At 67.0% G+C, this 13,182-nt stretch carries 25 protein-coding genes; 3 read left to right on the top strand and 22 right to left on the bottom strand.

Annotation, left to right across the window (positions count from 1 at the left end; genetic code table 11):
* Positions 1 to 7: 7 nt before the first annotated feature.
* The 21 genes from ACFVU2_RS19460 to ACFVU2_RS19360 all read right to left on the bottom strand — a co-directional run bounded on the left by ACFVU2_RS19460 (position 8) and on the right by ACFVU2_RS19360 (position 11,091).
* Positions 8 to 442: a hypothetical protein gene (locus ACFVU2_RS19460; protein WP_387877934.1), complete on the bottom strand. Its 435-nt coding sequence runs from the start codon at positions 440 to 442 to the stop codon at positions 8 to 10.
* Between the two features lie 26 nt (positions 443 to 468).
* On the bottom strand, positions 469 to 996 hold the full coding sequence (locus ACFVU2_RS19455) for a hypothetical protein (protein ID WP_387877931.1): 528 nt from the start codon (positions 994 to 996) through the stop codon (positions 469 to 471).
* Positions 993 to 1,169: a hypothetical protein gene (locus ACFVU2_RS19450; protein WP_387877929.1), complete on the bottom strand. Its 177-nt coding sequence runs from the start codon at positions 1,167 to 1,169 to the stop codon at positions 993 to 995. The genes ACFVU2_RS19455 and ACFVU2_RS19450 overlap by 4 nt, the downstream gene beginning before the upstream one ends.
* Positions 1,170 to 1,185: 16 nt before the next feature.
* A complete protein-coding gene (locus ACFVU2_RS19445) occupies positions 1,186 to 1,728 on the bottom strand; it encodes a hypothetical protein (protein ID WP_387877926.1) in 543 nt (180 codons plus the stop codon).
* A 94-nt stretch (positions 1,729 to 1,822) separates the two neighbouring features.
* Entirely contained in the window at positions 1,823 to 2,551 is a 729-nt protein-coding gene (locus tag ACFVU2_RS19440; protein WP_387877924.1) for a hypothetical protein, read from the bottom strand.
* Entirely contained in the window at positions 2,548 to 2,754 is a 207-nt protein-coding gene (locus tag ACFVU2_RS19435; RefSeq protein WP_387877921.1) for a hypothetical protein, read from the bottom strand. Before ACFVU2_RS19435 ends, ACFVU2_RS19440 begins: the two co-directional genes overlap by 4 nt.
* A gap of 209 nt (positions 2,755 to 2,963) precedes the next feature.
* Complete coding sequence (locus tag ACFVU2_RS19430; RefSeq protein ID WP_387877918.1) at positions 2,964 to 3,287, bottom strand: hypothetical protein; 324 nt, start codon at positions 3,285 to 3,287, stop codon at positions 2,964 to 2,966.
* Complete coding sequence (locus ACFVU2_RS19425) at positions 3,280 to 3,774, bottom strand: hypothetical protein (RefSeq protein WP_387877915.1); 495 nt, start codon at positions 3,772 to 3,774, stop codon at positions 3,280 to 3,282. The genes ACFVU2_RS19430 and ACFVU2_RS19425 overlap by 8 nt, the downstream gene beginning before the upstream one ends.
* Positions 3,771 to 4,115: a hypothetical protein gene (locus ACFVU2_RS19420; RefSeq protein WP_387877912.1), complete on the bottom strand. Its 345-nt coding sequence runs from the start codon at positions 4,113 to 4,115 to the stop codon at positions 3,771 to 3,773. Before ACFVU2_RS19420 ends, ACFVU2_RS19425 begins: the two co-directional genes overlap by 4 nt.
* Before the next feature lie 23 nt (positions 4,116 to 4,138).
* A complete protein-coding gene (locus ACFVU2_RS19415; protein WP_387877910.1) occupies positions 4,139 to 4,810 on the bottom strand; it encodes a hypothetical protein in 672 nt (223 codons plus the stop codon).
* Complete coding sequence (locus tag ACFVU2_RS19410; protein ID WP_387877908.1) at positions 4,810 to 5,061, bottom strand: hypothetical protein; 252 nt, start codon at positions 5,059 to 5,061, stop codon at positions 4,810 to 4,812. Before ACFVU2_RS19410 ends, ACFVU2_RS19415 begins: the two co-directional genes overlap by 1 nt.
* Positions 5,058 to 5,537 carry a hypothetical protein gene (locus ACFVU2_RS19405; RefSeq protein ID WP_387877905.1) on the bottom strand — a complete coding sequence of 160 codons (480 nt, stop codon included), beginning with the start codon at positions 5,535 to 5,537 and terminating at the stop codon, positions 5,058 to 5,060. Before ACFVU2_RS19405 ends, ACFVU2_RS19410 begins: the two co-directional genes overlap by 4 nt.
* A complete protein-coding gene (locus ACFVU2_RS19400) occupies positions 5,537 to 6,010 on the bottom strand; it encodes a hypothetical protein (protein WP_387877903.1) in 474 nt (157 codons plus the stop codon). The genes ACFVU2_RS19405 and ACFVU2_RS19400 overlap by 1 nt, the downstream gene beginning before the upstream one ends.
* 49 nt (positions 6,011 to 6,059) lie before the next feature.
* Positions 6,060 to 6,416, bottom strand: coding sequence for a DUF3846 domain-containing protein (locus ACFVU2_RS19395; RefSeq protein WP_387877900.1), 357 nt, complete (start codon positions 6,414 to 6,416; stop codon positions 6,060 to 6,062).
* A gap of 29 nt (positions 6,417 to 6,445) precedes the next feature.
* Positions 6,446 to 6,610, bottom strand: a complete 165-nt coding sequence (locus tag ACFVU2_RS19390) for a hypothetical protein (protein WP_387877897.1) — start codon at positions 6,608 to 6,610, stop codon at positions 6,446 to 6,448.
* A 77-nt stretch (positions 6,611 to 6,687) separates the two neighbouring features.
* Positions 6,688 to 7,095 carry a DUF6283 family protein gene (locus tag ACFVU2_RS19385; RefSeq protein WP_387877894.1) on the bottom strand — a complete coding sequence of 136 codons (408 nt, stop codon included), beginning with the start codon at positions 7,093 to 7,095 and terminating at the stop codon, positions 6,688 to 6,690.
* Positions 7,092 to 7,562, bottom strand: coding sequence for a hypothetical protein (locus tag ACFVU2_RS19380; RefSeq protein WP_387877891.1), 471 nt, complete (start codon positions 7,560 to 7,562; stop codon positions 7,092 to 7,094). The genes ACFVU2_RS19385 and ACFVU2_RS19380 overlap by 4 nt, the downstream gene beginning before the upstream one ends.
* A complete protein-coding gene (locus tag ACFVU2_RS19375) occupies positions 7,559 to 7,939 on the bottom strand; it encodes a hypothetical protein (protein WP_387877888.1) in 381 nt (126 codons plus the stop codon). The genes ACFVU2_RS19380 and ACFVU2_RS19375 overlap by 4 nt, the downstream gene beginning before the upstream one ends.
* A complete protein-coding gene (locus tag ACFVU2_RS19370; RefSeq protein ID WP_387877885.1) occupies positions 7,926 to 8,204 on the bottom strand; it encodes a hypothetical protein in 279 nt (92 codons plus the stop codon). The genes ACFVU2_RS19375 and ACFVU2_RS19370 overlap by 14 nt, the downstream gene beginning before the upstream one ends.
* A gap of 96 nt (positions 8,205 to 8,300) precedes the next feature.
* The gene (locus ACFVU2_RS19365; RefSeq protein WP_387877882.1) at positions 8,301 to 8,798 is read right to left on the bottom strand and encodes a hypothetical protein; all 498 of its coding nucleotides are present in this window, start codon (positions 8,796 to 8,798) and stop codon (positions 8,301 to 8,303) included.
* 2,053 nt (positions 8,799 to 10,851) lie between these two features.
* Positions 10,852 to 11,091 carry a hypothetical protein gene (locus ACFVU2_RS19360; RefSeq protein WP_387877880.1) on the bottom strand — a complete coding sequence of 80 codons (240 nt, stop codon included), beginning with the start codon at positions 11,089 to 11,091 and terminating at the stop codon, positions 10,852 to 10,854.
* A 391-nt stretch (positions 11,092 to 11,482) separates the two neighbouring features.
* Between ACFVU2_RS19360 and ACFVU2_RS19355 the strand changes: the two genes are divergently transcribed.
* A complete protein-coding gene (locus tag ACFVU2_RS19355; protein ID WP_387877877.1) occupies positions 11,483 to 11,752 on the top strand; it encodes a hypothetical protein in 270 nt (89 codons plus the stop codon).
* Positions 11,753 to 11,797: 45 nt separating this feature from the next.
* On the top strand, positions 11,798 to 12,217 hold the full coding sequence (locus tag ACFVU2_RS19350; RefSeq protein ID WP_387877874.1) for a hypothetical protein: 420 nt from the start codon (positions 11,798 to 11,800) through the stop codon (positions 12,215 to 12,217).
* A gap of 15 nt (positions 12,218 to 12,232) precedes the next feature.
* Here ACFVU2_RS19350 and ACFVU2_RS19345 read toward each other — a convergent pair whose 3' ends face one another.
* Positions 12,233 to 12,676 (bottom strand): hypothetical protein, encoded by a 444-nt coding sequence (locus ACFVU2_RS19345; protein WP_387877871.1) that lies wholly within the window; start codon positions 12,674 to 12,676, stop codon positions 12,233 to 12,235.
* Between the two features lie 318 nt (positions 12,677 to 12,994).
* On the opposite strand from ACFVU2_RS19345, the gene ACFVU2_RS19340 reads away from it, so the two are divergent.
* Positions 12,995 to 13,177: a DUF1737 domain-containing protein gene (locus tag ACFVU2_RS19340; RefSeq protein ID WP_387877868.1), complete on the top strand. Its 183-nt coding sequence runs from the start codon at positions 12,995 to 12,997 to the stop codon at positions 13,175 to 13,177.
* Positions 13,178 to 13,182: the final 5 nt, after the last annotated feature.

Here is a 13,182-nt window from a genome sequence, read left to right as displayed (position 1 = left end):
TCTCCGATCAGTCGATCGCGTCGAAGTCGACCTTGCTGAGGTCCACGGTCACGGTCTTGTTCGTCTCCTCGTCCATGACGTCGAACTCGCAGGCGTCGTCGGGGTTCGCTTCCGTCCGACCGAAGACCTCGCGCCAGACTCGGGCGGCTGCCTGCTCAGGGGTGCTCCCGTTCCCGTCGATGCTCCAGGTGATGAACCACTCGTGCTGGTCGTCGTACGGCTCCTCCTCGCTGATCTGGGTCTCCGCCTCGGGATCGAGGTAGACCGTGCCGTGCTCGGTCTCGAAGGCCATCGTGCCGAAGACGAGGCCGGAGTCCGAGACGTCGCCGGTGATGAGCGAGAGGCCGCCGTGGTCACCGACCAGGCTGATGATCCCGCGCTCGGGATCGGCGATGATCGCCGGGATGTCCGCGACGCGGACGGTGGACTGAGTGCGACGCATGAGCGCTCCTTCGGTGTGGTCGGTGCTCAGGGCACAGGACGTGTGGTGGTGGGTAGGTCGAGCCCGTGATGGCGCGGGTCGAGCGATGCGGTGCCGCAGAAGCGGACCATCTCGCGGGGCACGTCGCACTCGATGACGAAGTGCTCGGGGTTCAGGGGGTCCTGGCGGTGGGGTAGGGATGCCGCGCCGGTGATGGACCAGATGCCCCAGATGGGCTCGTTGATCGCCCAGACGCCGCGCTCGTCGGGTTCGGCCGACGCGTAGACGCCGATCGGCTGGCCCAGCGGGATGGTGAAGCCGTAGTGGCCCTCGGCAGGGTCAGAAGCGAGCAGTCCGCGGGCGGCGATGCTGGCTCGGTTGCGGAGGGCCGAGGTGTGGAACACGATCTCGGGCATCGTCCGCTTCATCGCGGCGGCACGCAGCGCGGCGTAGTCGAGCGACGGGTCGTGCTCGAGCAGCGTCACCATCGCGTTCGCCAGCTCGGGGGCGAGCTCGTTGACGGATGCCTTGTAGTAGATGTGGCGCAGCGTCTCCTCGGGAGTGAGCCCGGTCACTCGCCGGCCTCCCGCCGCTGGTCGCGGATCGCCTGGCGCTCCCGTTCGGTACGGGTGCCCTTCCGCGGCCGCGGCGTGTGCGGCTGCGTCGCGCTGGAGCTGCCGAGGCCGTGCATCGCGCGGTTGAATTCGGGGTTGGCCACGCGATAGGTGTGGGTCTTCTTGTTGCCCATCGCGGGCCTCCTCTCGTCAGGTCAGGGTGTCGACAGGTCCGAGCACGAGCTCGGCGTAGTCGGTGATCAGGTCGATCTCGGCTTCTGTGGCAGCCGACCAGGCGGCGGAGAACTCTTCGGATTCGACGGAGAGCCCGGTCGTCTTCGAGCCAGCGACCAGCGTGGGCGCCGGTGGGTTCACGTGCTGTCGGCGATCGTCACCGATCCAGACCCCGTGCTCGCCGGTCGTCCGCTCGACCCAGGCGAGGGCGTCGAGAATGCAGGTCCTGGTAGGGCACACACGGGTCGATGCGATCGGCCTGGTCTTGTCGTAGCCGTTCGCCTGCGAGGCGTTCGTCACGATCACGTCGCCCGACGAACGGTCGTGATCGCAGCGGGGGTCGTCCTCTGCGACGCCCGTGATCTCGTCGTCGTTCTCGCCGTCCTGGAGGTACCAGTCGGCAAGGCAGTCGGTGGTGGTGAGGTCCTGCGTCTCGTGCGCCCAGTCACGGGCGACCGACTCCGGGACCTCGACGTGGCGGCCGTCGGCCAGGTAGGCGGTGATCGTCTGGGTGGTCATGGCTTCCTTCGTGTTCAATTTCGGTGTCGCGCGGACGCGAAGAGGCGGCCACCGCTTGTGCAGTGACCGCCTCTTCTGGGCTGTTCGTTTCGGTCTAGGAGCCGTATTGGGGCTCGTCGCTGCTCGGGACGCCTTCGTCGTGCCGGAGCTCAGGGAAGCGTCGGTGGAGTGCTTCGGTACGAGCGTCTCCGGCGGGACGATTCTTCTTCAGCTCGTCGCGGATGCTCGTGACGATCTGTTTTGCATGAGGTTTCGTGTCCTCGCGTCGAACGCGCGGGGCACCGTCGCGGAACATGCGGCGGGACAGGTACTGGTAGGTGGCCTGCTGAATGTCGTCTGCCATGTGCGTCGAAAGACGAGGGAGCTGGTCCGGGCGAACGGCCACACGGTGATTCGCGTTGCACCACTCGCGCAACTCGCTGTCACTGCTGACGAGAACGGCCGGGAGCTGAGCGTCATTCTCGGCCGCATCCATCAGGGAGATGATCGTGGAGTCTTCGTAATCCGACTTCCCGTACTTGTCGACCAGGCCGTAGTCGGTCAAAGGGATATGTCCCAAGGTGTGCTTCTCGGGACCGTAGTCGTCGTTGCTCATGATGAGCTCCATGTACTCGCGGACGACCGAGGGGTCGGCGCCGAGCTCGAGCAGCTTGTTGGCCGTCGTCTTGAGCATCAACTCGGAGAAGTAGATCGGCATGCCGTTGTCGTCGCAGAGCGCGCGAACCGCCGACTCGTGATGCCGACTCTGAGGATTGGCAGCGTCGATCAAGACGTTCACGTCGAAGACGACGGCTGCTTTCGGTGCCGCGCCCATGGAGGTCACGACTCCTCGGGCCGGTTCGGTGCCCCATCCGGCCACATGCGCCGGACGATGTCTTCGTGCTTGGCACGACGCTTCTGGGCGCGATCCAGCTTGAGCACGTCGATGATGAACTCGTTGATGGATGCGAAGCCGCGCTCGCGCAGAAGCTCGACGAAGTCGCTCTTGGCGGTCGGGTCGAGGTTCAGTTCGAGGTCAGGGTCCATGGATGCACTTCTTTCGGTTCGTTGCCTGCAACTTAATCGATGCGTGACCAGATTCGCGAGGAAATCGCGAAGTGGGTGGGAAGAGGCCAGAAGGGGGCCGGAAAGAGGGCGCTGGGCGGCCTCTCGGGACTGAGAGGGACCGTCGTGTGGCCACAGAGCGGTCACACGACGGTCACCTCATCGAGAGGCGAGCCAGACGACGGCCACCATCAGCGTCGGAGCAGGAAGTCCATCAAGCCCGACCGTTTCATCAGCTCGTGGGCGCGGTCGACGATCTTCCTGTACGTGCGGAGGTATCTCCGCCCGTCGTTCATGCCCGAGCGGAACCACCGAGCTTGCTGCTCGGTCAGCCCCGCAGGGAGGATGTCTCGCCGCTCCATGGCCCAGATGAATCCGGCCTGTAGGAACAGCTCACGCTCGGTGACGACAGCCTGAATGCTCTCGCTCTCGTGCTCGAGTGCTTCGACCTCCTCACGGAGGTGCTCAGCCAGGGGACCGGTGATGCCCGCGAGGGCTTCGCGTGCCTTAGCCATACAGCAACCCCCTACAGCTCGGGCACTCCTTGCCGTACAGCTTGACGGTGGCCATCCTGCCGTTGGCGTCAGCCTGGCCCAGGTCTCCCAGGTGGACACGGCGGAGCTTGCCGCCGTGCGTGCACTCAGCGTTGCGGCTGAAATGCCAGGTGGCCGTGGGCTTGTCCCACTCCTCGGAGTCGGCCGTCAGCTTGCGTTCCACCGTGTCGTTCAGCCAGCCGAGAGTGTCTCCGATGTCCTCGCTCATCGTGGCCTCCCGGTTCTCGGTCTCGATCTGTTCGACGACCGGGGCGCCCTCCACCGAATCCATGAGCTCGAACTTGTCGAGGAACGAGTGGATCGTGTGATGGGTACGACGTTCGGCCTGATGCGTGACTTGCCTCTGGTATCGGCCGACGCGGTCCACGAAGAGGATGCGTGTGATCGTGCCGTCCCTCTTGCGGCGCCAGGTCTGACCTTCCTGCACGAGATCCAACTCGGCGCTCATTCGATCGACCCTCCAGTCTCGTCAGCGACGCCGGCGAACCACCGGGAGGCGAGCCACGCGACCGCGGCCATCTTGTGCTCGTGTTTCGGCTCGTAGGAGCCGATCAGGACGGACAGGTGGCGGTACGCCATCTCGGCATCAACGCCGTCCTTCCGAAGGACACCGGCTTTCGGGAAGCCTTCGTAGAACCACCCGCGGGCGAAGGCGTCCCACGGGGCGCTACCCGTTCGGAACTCCTCGGGGATGGCATCCATCGGCGGCAAGAGGGCCCCGAGGTCGGCGGGGAATGCGATCTGCAGGTCAGTGACCTTGCTCGGCTGTGCGTAGGGCTCGTCGTTCACGTGCGCCATTCTCTCGTCGTGGGTCACTTCGACCGTCCCTGCTCAGGGCGCGGGTTCAGGGCGATGTGGCGGTGAAGCGGGCGGCCGACGCCTTCGAGCAGGCTCGTGATCTCCTCGGGGAACGTCACGTAGACGAAATCGAGGGACTCGATCCGGTCGAAGAGCATCATGGTCGCTTGCTGGCGAGGGATGCCGCGGCTCTGCAGGTAGAACAGCTCCTCCTCGTCAAGCACCGGCTGGCCGCCGAGGGCATGCAGTTCCGCGTCCGGATCGGAGGCGAGCCCCATCGGGTTCGTGGCGATCTGGTACTCGTGCGGCCACAGGTGCAGGTCGCCGGCCGGCGTCGCGATGACGGCTTGCTTGGGGTAGACCTTCAGTCGCTTGGTGATGTTCACGGCGCCGTCGTTCAACTGATGCGGGCGTGCTCGCCACATGCTGAGCAGCGGGAGACGGAACTTCTCCCGCACCGGCGTGTGCGGCTCCTCCAGGATCAGGATCCAGGCGCCCTCCTCGGGGATCGCCTTGTCGACCTGCTCCGGGAAGTAGATGGCAGGGTCGAAGCCCGCGGCGGCCGCGAGCTCCCAGCCCTCGTCCGCGGCTTCAGCACGACGGTCTTCGTCCCAGTCGAGCCACTCCGGAGTCACCTGGGTGCGCCGGTCGTCCGCGTACTTCTTGGGTGCGGTCCTGGTGACCATCAGCGGGAACCTCCTGACAGCACCGCCGCGACGACGGAGCCCTGGCTCCGGTACATCGGGTCCTCGCGATCCCAGAAGCTTTGGTCGCCCACCGGGCGCACGAGCTCGACGCTCAGGTCGACATCGGAGTCGAGCGCCTGGTCGTTGTCGTAGTGCGTGGAGACGACCAAGGGGAGCGCGGGGTCCAGTTTGGAAAGCGCCGTGATGATCTCCCCGACCGTAGGCGGGATCTGCGGCTGGTCCAGCGTCATCCGCGTGCCCACGCCGGGAGCGATCGTTCCTCCACCGGGACCCCCAGCTCGGTCGCGCGCCGGATGCCCTCCTTCATCCCCGGGCTGATGCCGCGGTCGATGTAGACGGCGACCAGGTCGACGAAGGGCAGCCAGCTGAAGCCGGCCAGCATGCCCAGCTCGCGCTCGTCCGAGTTCGTGTCGTCCAGGACGTAGGTCTGGGCGTAGAGCATGTGACTCGCCATCGGAGCCTCACCGCGCAGCAGCGAGTCGCGAAGAGCCTGGCGCCCGTACAGCTGGTTCATGCCGAGCGCGGTGCGGGACGCCCCGGCGAAGGGCGACTCGATGATCACCCGGGTCTTCTGCGCTACGGCGACGGACTGGGACGGCTTCGGCGTGGCGCTGGGCTTTTCGGCCGCGGCGAGGACCGCCGCCGCGCGCATTTCGGCGTCCGAGGTGATCGGTGTGACCTGGGCGAGGTGTGTCTGGCTACCCATCAGAGTGCTCCGTTCTTCTTCGCGAGGGCGACCCAGCGCTTCGCGTCAGCGTGTTCGAGCCCGAAGCATCGCGCGATGGCGTGCACCGGGAAGTCGCCGACGAGACGCGCCAGCCGGTAGATGAGCACGGCGGTCTCGATGTGTTCGGCGGTGGGTTCGCGGCGTGCCTTCTCGGCGACGGCCCGGCCGGCGCTGCCCTTGAAGTAGCTCTTGATGGGCGGGCGCTTGGCCAGCTCGGTGTTCTGCTCGCCGAGAGCCGTTCGTAGCGCATCCCTGCGAAGCGCGCCGAGGCGCATCTTGCTGAGCAGAGTCGGGGTGACGGCCACGACGGGGTGCTCCACGGCGACGCTGTGGTTGACGTAGACGCCGTTTCGCTCGTCATGCATGGTGCGGATGGTGACCGAAGGGCGCTCAGGCGTGGCAGCCACGGTCAGGGGCAGGAACTGCGGGGTGGTGATGGCGGGTGCCGACATCGTGGGTCTCCTTTGGACGATGACGCTGTGGAGTTGTGGAGGGTGGTTCTCACTTCTGAGAGAGCGGGCCGATTTCGCGCTCGACGGTGGCGATCTGCTCCGGGCTGAGGCCGAGGGTGTCCCCGTGACGGTCGACACCGCCGGTCAGCACTGCGGGCCCGACGAGCACGTCGGTGAACGAGCCGTACCGCTGGTCCCAGAGTCGCTGTGCTCGTGGGTTCCACGGCATCCCGCGGAGCTTCCCTTCCTCGTTGAGCCAGACGTGCACGTCGTCGTTCAGCTCGACGCATTCGAACGAGCCTTCGACGAGGTCGTGGAGTCGATCGGCGATCTCGTCCTGGGTCGTCTCGACGAGACGAACGGTGGTGGACGAGTCGACAGGGATGTGGATCACACGGATGCTCATGCGCCCGTCCTTTCCGATGGTGTGGTGGGTCATGCCTCTTCGGCGCGACGCTCGCGCTGGTCGAGGGCACGGTTGCGCGTGGCTCGGTTCTCCGAGCGCTCCTTGGGACGCAGGATCTCGCAGCACCCACAGGAGTAGGTGCCGGTGTGGCGGCGTGCGTGGCCGCCGCGCTTGTCGCGGTCGTCGCGGCTCATGGTGGCTCCTCTGGGTACGACGAAGGCGCGCAGCGATGTTCCGCTGCGCGCCTTCGTGTGGGTGATCGTGTGAGAGGTCAGTCCCCTCGGTGCTTGGCCTGGCGGATGAGCTTGTCGATGGCGGCCTGCGCCGCAGTGCCGGGGTCGACCACGTCCCTCAGGCCGTGATGGGCCGCGGCGGCACCGCTTTCGAACAGCGGCACGCGGGTCGTGTAGTCCCGCGAGTCCTCGTCGAGGTCGCCACGTGAGAGGCCAAGCCGCACGGCCAGGAGGTCCATCGGGTCGCGGTGGCCGAGCCACCCTGAGCACACGCATCCGTCCTGCAGGTGGCAGCTGAAGATCGCGGTAGCGGACTGCTCGGCGATGTCGCCGTCGTAGCGGGGGAGCTTCTCGTACTCCTCCGGGTGCCAGATCCCCGAGAGCACACCCTTGCGGTAAGGGCACGACGCACAGGGCGTCTTGCGGGGCTTGGCCGGCTGGGTCATGCAGTCGATTCTTCCGTGATGTTCGCGATGGCGGGGTTGAGCTGGAGCATCGTCTTCTCGCCGACGCGGACGCGGCCGTCGAGGACGAGCTGCCAGTTCCCGGCGTTCGTCTTGCGCCACAGGCTCCGCTCGGTGCTTCCGATCTCGATGTCGGCGATGAGGAAGTCGACATCCATCCATGCGGGCCGCTCGATGGGCACTCGCATGAGCACGCGCACCTTGGCGGACATGTCGCTCTCACGCTTCTTCCCGTACGCGATCGCGTCGCGAAGAGCCGCCTTCCGCGGTTCGTTCGAGGCAAGGGTGGGGGTGGAGACTCGGTACGAGCTTGCGCCGCTGGGCCGGGTCTCGCTGGTGATGTACCAGGTGCCGAGCACGCGCTCGGCGGCCTCGGCCTCGGTGATTCGCTCAGCCTGGTCCCACCAGTCGTTGGGGGTACCGGTGAGGGTCTTCTCGTTGGTCGTCATGCTGCTGGGTCTCCTGGTTCTGCGGCTGCTCGCCGCGCCCGGCGCTGTTCGATGAGCTGCTCTTGGATCGGGCGCAGCAGTAGGGCAGCCCGGACGTTCCGGACGGCGAATACGATGCCCGCTCCGACCCAGAGGGTCAGCACGTCGGCCGCTGTGACCGCGGGGATCCAGAACCATCCGGACTTCAACTCCGCGCCGACCACGGCCACGGCGACCCATACGGCAGCGAGGACGTTGACTGCGGTGATCAGGATCACGAGCTCGGCGCGTCCGCCGACAGCCCCGATCAGCAGCGGCTGGGCGAGCCGGTCGGCAAGCTCCCGGTCGGTGTAGGCGGAGACGTCGGACTCGGGGTTCTTGTGCTCACTGATCGGCATGGTCAGTCCCCGTTCTCGTGAAGAGCTTGATGGCCTGCTTCGTGGCCTTCTTCCGTGCCTTCATGGCCTGGTAGATGTCCCGGTCGCGTTCGTAGCGCCGGAGGTGGAAATCGCAGCAGGCGTGTTCAGGCGCAGGCTCGTCGGGAACCTTGGAACCCATGTACCGCTCGGTCTCAAGCAGCTTGTCCTCGAGGGCGTACAGCACGCTCTTACGCTGCTCTTCGGTGAGCTCGACGGTGATCGTCGTGGCGTCTTGTTCGGTCATTGGTGCCTCGATTCCGGTCTCTCGGTCGCGACGAATGCGCGGCGCGCATTTCGCGGAAATGATTTGTGAAATGGTGCTGGGGACTCGGCGGGTGGATCAGGCGAACCGCGGCCCGCGCAGGTGGGCGTTCACGTTGACCAGCAACGATCCCGTGGCGAGGTAGCCCCGCACTCGCGCGGCCTCCTGGAGGGACAGCCCCGACACTCGAAGGGTGACCGTCTCGGCCCGGATCTCGACCACGGCGTCGATGAGCTCGTCGAGCCGCTCGGGCGCCGAGTTCTTGGCGACGAATGCCTTGGCCTTGTGGTCGAACGACCAGCCGGCCATCGTGCGCAGCATCCGCTCGCGCACGGCCTTGTCGAGGTGACGCCGGCGGGGGTTCGCGCGGAGGGCGTCCTCGCGGATCAGCGCGTTCTTGCGCGCCTTGCGCTCAGCTCGTCGACGGTCCCAGAGAGGGCCGATCGTCGCCACGTACTTCGCTGCGGCTCGGTTGCCCTTCCTGGGCATCGAGAGCCGTCCGAGGTCGGGGACCTCGGGCAGCTCCTGCTGCGGCTTCCGCAGCTCGCGGAAGCCTCTGTTCTTGCTCTTGGACACGGCGTCTCGCCTCCTCGGTCAGATGGTCTGCAGGGTCGTCAGATGGCCCCTGCTCACGGACCCGTGAGGGACATCGAACCGACCCCCGGGTCGGCATCGCCGACCTCCTGTCGCCATGGCTCGCAGCCACCACCAGACGACGCGCAGCGGTGGGGTGGCTGCCAGCCGTCGGCACTTCCCTTGGCCACGTCTGCGGCATCGCCGCACCCTGGCTCCGCGACCGGCAGGGCGTGGTCAGCCGACGGTGTCCACGGGGGAGCGAAGCGGCGGAGAGGCATCGACGGAAGGCACCCGCAGACGCCACCGATGTGGCGTCGGAGGGCAAGGAGCGAAGCGACGCAGTAAGGGCCCAAGGAGCGCAGCGACGAGGGTGAGGGAACCCCGTCGACCGAGCGCAGCGAGAGTCGAAAGGGGTGCCCGAAGAGGTGTCGGCTGTGCCGACCGACGAGCAAGTTTCCATGCAGCGAAGCGGATTGGAAACGCGGCTCGGCGTCACCTCCCCTTATGCCCTTTCTCTTTCTCCCTCGCATCAGGAGCTTCAGCGAGTGATCGAGGTCGCTTTTTGCTGCTTCATCAGCGAAAACGGATGGTTCCACATCATCTGGTACCAGACCGGAATCCGTAGGACCCAAAGGGCGGGCTGGTACCAGTGGCATCCGTTTTCGTTGGAAAGTCGGGGGAGGGCTGGTACCAGGGTTAGGAGCGAAGTGACGCCGTGGTACCAGACCTGGAGCGAAGCGACGACGGGGGTGGTGGAGCCTGCGGAACCAGACCCGTATCTACCCCCGACGCCGACGCGGGCACGCGGCGGCCTTCACCCTGAAGCAGCGCAGGTCACAGCGCAGCGAAGACCTCCTTGGTTGCAGCTTTGGCCACCTCGGGGGTGGTGACGAAGGAGCCGCCACCGGTCTCGCGACAGCCGTGCAACGGCGCTCGTGAGGTTCTTCTTTCACCCCATCGGCCACGACTGTGGAGTGGCCAGGACCGTCACAGAACTGGTTGCCGGATACGGTCGCCAGACCTGCTTCGACTCACGGCGCGCGCTGTGCCTCGTGGCCTCCTGCGCCGCATTCCAGAACCAGCTGCACGGCACGCTGCAGACCTCGCATCAGAGCTCGTCCCAGCTCCGCCCCGGTGGGCGCCGTCAGCTTTAGCGAGCCTTCCATCACTGGCAGCTGGCTTGTGACCAAATATGGAACTGCGTCAGCGCCGAAGGCGCCAGTTCCGTTTTTGGGTGCAAGTCAGCGCCCCCTCGTCATCGGCCCTCCGGTGCCGCCCTTTAAGCGCCTTTTGCCCCAGGCCCTGGGTTCGCGTTCATGCCGCCGGGGCGAAGCCCCCGGGGGACGGCTTTGGCCTCATCGGCTCCTGCCGGCTGCTGTCCTGAGCTCGTTGCGGCCGCCGGCCGCCGCCAGCCCTGCGGTACCAGCACAGCACCATCCCTCGGCATCCGTGCTCGAGGATCTCCGTCGTCGACGACGTCTCATCGAAGGGGGCGGGGAGCGGCCCGTCCGATCAGCGAGTGGGTGCCCAATGGACCCCTGAACTTATCCCCATGGTGCACAGCGATCCCGGGACCGCGGCGCCCAGCTGGGGCGGAGGAGGACGGAGCAGTGAGGTACGAACGTCGCGACCCGACGCAGCACCGTGCTGGGGCGACTCGGGACCGGGCTCGCATAGGGGTCCAAGATCGCCTCATACGCTCCCCGCTCCCGCCCACCATTGCCCGTGCTGGGAGCATCATCCGGTGCGACAGGCACCGGGTTTCGTGCCCACTCCACGGTCACGGCGCGGTCACTCGTCGCCCCATCGTGACCGATCTGTGGCCAGTCGGTGACCGGGAACCGGTCACAACTGCGCCGCCAAGGCCGAAGCCGAGGCATCCGGGCGCGGAACGCGCGCTGTGGCCCCGCGCTGGCCAGGAACTGGACAGCATCTGTCCCACTGCCGGTCACTGAGGCCTAATCGGCGGTCGGTAGCAGCTCAGCGCGCCCCTCCGTGGGCGCGCAGGGGACGCCGCCTGACCGTTTCATGGCCAGGCGGCGCCCTCGCTGCATCATCGGCGGTTCTTGCGGCGCTCTTCCGCCGCCGCGGCGAACTCGCCCCACTGCAGGTCCCAGCCGACCATGTCGCCGGCGACGCAGTAGCCCCACTTCCACTCGAGCTCGTCGTCGGATGCGTCGACGGGCGGGATGAACGCGGGCGGGGTGTGCGGCATATCTGCCTCCAAGGGGTGGCGATGGTCGGGTGCTGTGGCGGTCATGGTCTGTACCTTCGGCAGGACGGGGTTGGGCATCTCTGGCTCCTTAGGGCCGGTAGCGGGCGACCCCTTCTGGATCGCCCTCATACCTGCTCTATGCGCGCCGATTTCGACGGCTGGGGTCACGAGTGCGGATCGCACCCCCGTTGCCTTATACGCACGAGCGGCGCGCGATCCAAAGGGTCCGCCGAAGTTCGTTGCACGGGTTCCGCCGAGCCCGGAGGACGAGCTCATCGCCTGGTTCGCTCTGTGGCTGTTCGGCATCCCTTGGCCTCATCGAGCGATGCCTCGTGTTGGGAGCGAAGCGCTGCACGAGGTATCGCGGCGCAGCCTTGGGGATCAGCACAGCGGCTCCGTCCGCCGGCGACCACTACCCGCAGCGGCCCGCTACGGTCGCGCCCGCCACGGCATCCGTAGGCTGGAGGGCATGACGAGAAAGGCCGGCGCACCGGCAGATGAATACGGCCTTCGGATCGTGGAGCGGCTCCGCGAGGCGATCGACCGCTCGGGCCGCACGGACAAGAGCGTCTACGAAGCCGCCCGGCTGAGCTCGAACTACTTCTACATCCGCATGCGCGGCGAGCGACCCTTCACCGTCAACGACATCGGCGCACTCGCGCGAGTGCTCGACCTTGACCCTCTGGTGCTCTTCACCGACGAACCGGCGGCTCGAGGGCGGGTGAGCGCCGAGGTCTGACCGCGACAGCGGTGTCCGCGGCGACCAGGGCGATACGATCGCCCTGTGTACGGACGACGGGGGAAGTCGCGCGCAGCGGTCGTCGCCGCCGTGCTTCTCGGCATCTCTCTGAGCGGATGCACGCCGACCGGTGGCGACTGCGCCGCAGACGTCACGCCGCCCAGGATCTCCGTTTACGTGGCCAATTGGGTCGCCGCCCACCCGGACACCGAGGTGCGGGTCTGCCTCGACGGAGTCTGCTCTACTGGCGACAACGAGGTCGTGGTCACCGAGTCGAGCTTCCACACACCGCTGAACGATCGCCACACCCTCGCGTTCACGGTCGAGGGGATCCGCGGAGGCTCGACCGTGGTCTCCTCGGTTCAGGCAGAGACGCCGGTGACGCGGGACCACTGCGGTCAGTGGAGCGCTCAGATGCAGCTGAGCCCGAACGGCGTGGTCTCGCCAGCCTTAGTCGCGCAATGAGGCGGCTCGCTGCGATCAGTGGTCCAGCGATGTCGACGTCGGGTCGACGAGGACGTTGAGCCCAAGGCGTATCGCGCCCGGCGGAGTCTGCGTGTCCGAGCTCACCACTCGAGCGCTCCCCGCGTCGGCCGAGGCGACACCGAACGGCAGCTTGCTCGTGCAGCTCTGCGCCCAGATCTTCGACGTGTCGGCCGGAAGGAGGAGCAGGCAGACGTCGCCGCTGGTCGATCGCGACAGGTAGTACGTGACCCCATCTGCCTGGCCGACCAACCGCGAGGAGCCGGCGGCGATGAATGCGTGATCGAAGCCGGGGATGTCCGTCGGGAGCACATCGGCGCGCTGCTGAGGCTGAGCGAAGACCGGGATCTCCGTTGCGGCGCCGGACAGGTTCGGCGCGACCGACCCAGTGAGAGCGCCCACGGCGATCGTCCCGAGGACGCCCAGGATGACGCCGGCCACAAGTCCGACGAAGATAGTGGGCCACCGGCGCGAGCCGCGAGTAGCCGGCGCGGGCGGCTCAGCGGCCGCTGTCCGACGATCCAGGTCGACGCTCATCGTTCCTCCCCGCAGGTGACGTTCGTTCCGCCAAGTATCCACGGTCGCGGTGGTGTGCTGGCGGAACTGAGTCGGAAAAACGAAGCCCCGACGAGCACGAAGCTCGCCGGGGCGACTGGGGAGTGAAGAGACGAACGGGGGGATCGGCTCTTCAGGGATCGATCGTAGCCGGGGTGGCCGACATGCTCGGCGCTGCGCGAGGCGTTGTGCCAGCATGGCGGCATGAGCGACGACAGCGCAGCACGCCTCCCGTACCGCCTCCTGACCGGCCCAGATGACTCCACCTTCTGCGAGCGAGTCAGCGACGCCATCGCGGAGGGCTACCAGCTGTACGGGTCGCCCGCTGTCACGTTCGACGGCGAGCGGGTCATCGCGGCGCAGGCGCTCATCCTCCCTGCCTTCTGAGCGAC

The organism is Leifsonia sp. NPDC058194, assembly GCF_042883605.1.
In the GTDB taxonomy this organism is placed as follows: Bacteria; Actinomycetota; Actinomycetes; order Actinomycetales; family Microbacteriaceae; genus Leifsonia.
This window is presented reverse-complemented; position numbering and strand designations above follow the sequence as displayed.

What these genes read in the sequence shown, in the direction of transcription:
- ACFVU2_RS19460 (WP_387877934.1), bottom strand. Translation starts at nt 442, where the DNA reads ATGCGTCGCACTCAGTCCACCGTCCGCGTCGCGGACATCCCGGCGATC.
- ACFVU2_RS19450 (WP_387877929.1), bottom strand. Translation starts at nt 1,169, where the DNA reads ATGGGCAACAAGAAGACCCACACCTATCGCGTGGCCAACCCCGAATTC.
- ACFVU2_RS19445 (WP_387877926.1), bottom strand. Translation starts at nt 1,728, where the DNA reads ATGACCACCCAGACGATCACCGCCTACCTGGCCGACGGCCGCCACGTC.
- ACFVU2_RS19435 (WP_387877921.1), bottom strand. Translation starts at nt 2,754, where the DNA reads ATGGACCCTGACCTCGAACTGAACCTCGACCCGACCGCCAAGAGCGAC.
- ACFVU2_RS19430 (WP_387877918.1), bottom strand. Translation starts at nt 3,287, where the DNA reads ATGGCTAAGGCACGCGAAGCCCTCGCGGGCATCACCGGTCCCCTGGCT.
- ACFVU2_RS19425 (WP_387877915.1), bottom strand. Translation starts at nt 3,774, where the DNA reads ATGAGCGCCGAGTTGGATCTCGTGCAGGAAGGTCAGACCTGGCGCCGC.
- ACFVU2_RS19415 (WP_387877910.1), bottom strand. Translation starts at nt 4,810, where the DNA reads ATGGTCACCAGGACCGCACCCAAGAAGTACGCGGACGACCGGCGCACC.
- ACFVU2_RS19410 (WP_387877908.1), bottom strand. Translation starts at nt 5,061, where the DNA reads ATGACGCTGGACCAGCCGCAGATCCCGCCTACGGTCGGGGAGATCATC.
- ACFVU2_RS19405 (WP_387877905.1), bottom strand. Translation starts at nt 5,537, where the DNA reads ATGGGTAGCCAGACACACCTCGCCCAGGTCACACCGATCACCTCGGAC.
- ACFVU2_RS19400 (WP_387877903.1), bottom strand. Translation starts at nt 6,010, where the DNA reads ATGTCGGCACCCGCCATCACCACCCCGCAGTTCCTGCCCCTGACCGTG.
- ACFVU2_RS19395 (WP_387877900.1), bottom strand. Translation starts at nt 6,416, where the DNA reads ATGAGCATCCGTGTGATCCACATCCCTGTCGACTCGTCCACCACCGTT.
- ACFVU2_RS19390 (WP_387877897.1), bottom strand. Translation starts at nt 6,610, where the DNA reads ATGAGCCGCGACGACCGCGACAAGCGCGGCGGCCACGCACGCCGCCAC.
- ACFVU2_RS19385 (WP_387877894.1), bottom strand. Translation starts at nt 7,095, where the DNA reads ATGACCCAGCCGGCCAAGCCCCGCAAGACGCCCTGTGCGTCGTGCCCT.
- ACFVU2_RS19380 (WP_387877891.1), bottom strand. Translation starts at nt 7,562, where the DNA reads ATGACGACCAACGAGAAGACCCTCACCGGTACCCCCAACGACTGGTGG.
- ACFVU2_RS19375 (WP_387877888.1), bottom strand. Translation starts at nt 7,939, where the DNA reads ATGCCGATCAGTGAGCACAAGAACCCCGAGTCCGACGTCTCCGCCTAC.
- ACFVU2_RS19370 (WP_387877885.1), bottom strand. Translation starts at nt 8,204, where the DNA reads ATGACCGAACAAGACGCCACGACGATCACCGTCGAGCTCACCGAAGAG.
- ACFVU2_RS19360 (WP_387877880.1), bottom strand. Translation starts at nt 11,091, where the DNA reads ATGCCCAACCCCGTCCTGCCGAAGGTACAGACCATGACCGCCACAGCA.
- ACFVU2_RS19355 (WP_387877877.1), top strand. Translation starts at nt 11,483, where the DNA reads ATGACGAGAAAGGCCGGCGCACCGGCAGATGAATACGGCCTTCGGATC.
- ACFVU2_RS19340 (WP_387877868.1), top strand. Translation starts at nt 12,995, where the DNA reads ATGAGCGACGACAGCGCAGCACGCCTCCCGTACCGCCTCCTGACCGGC.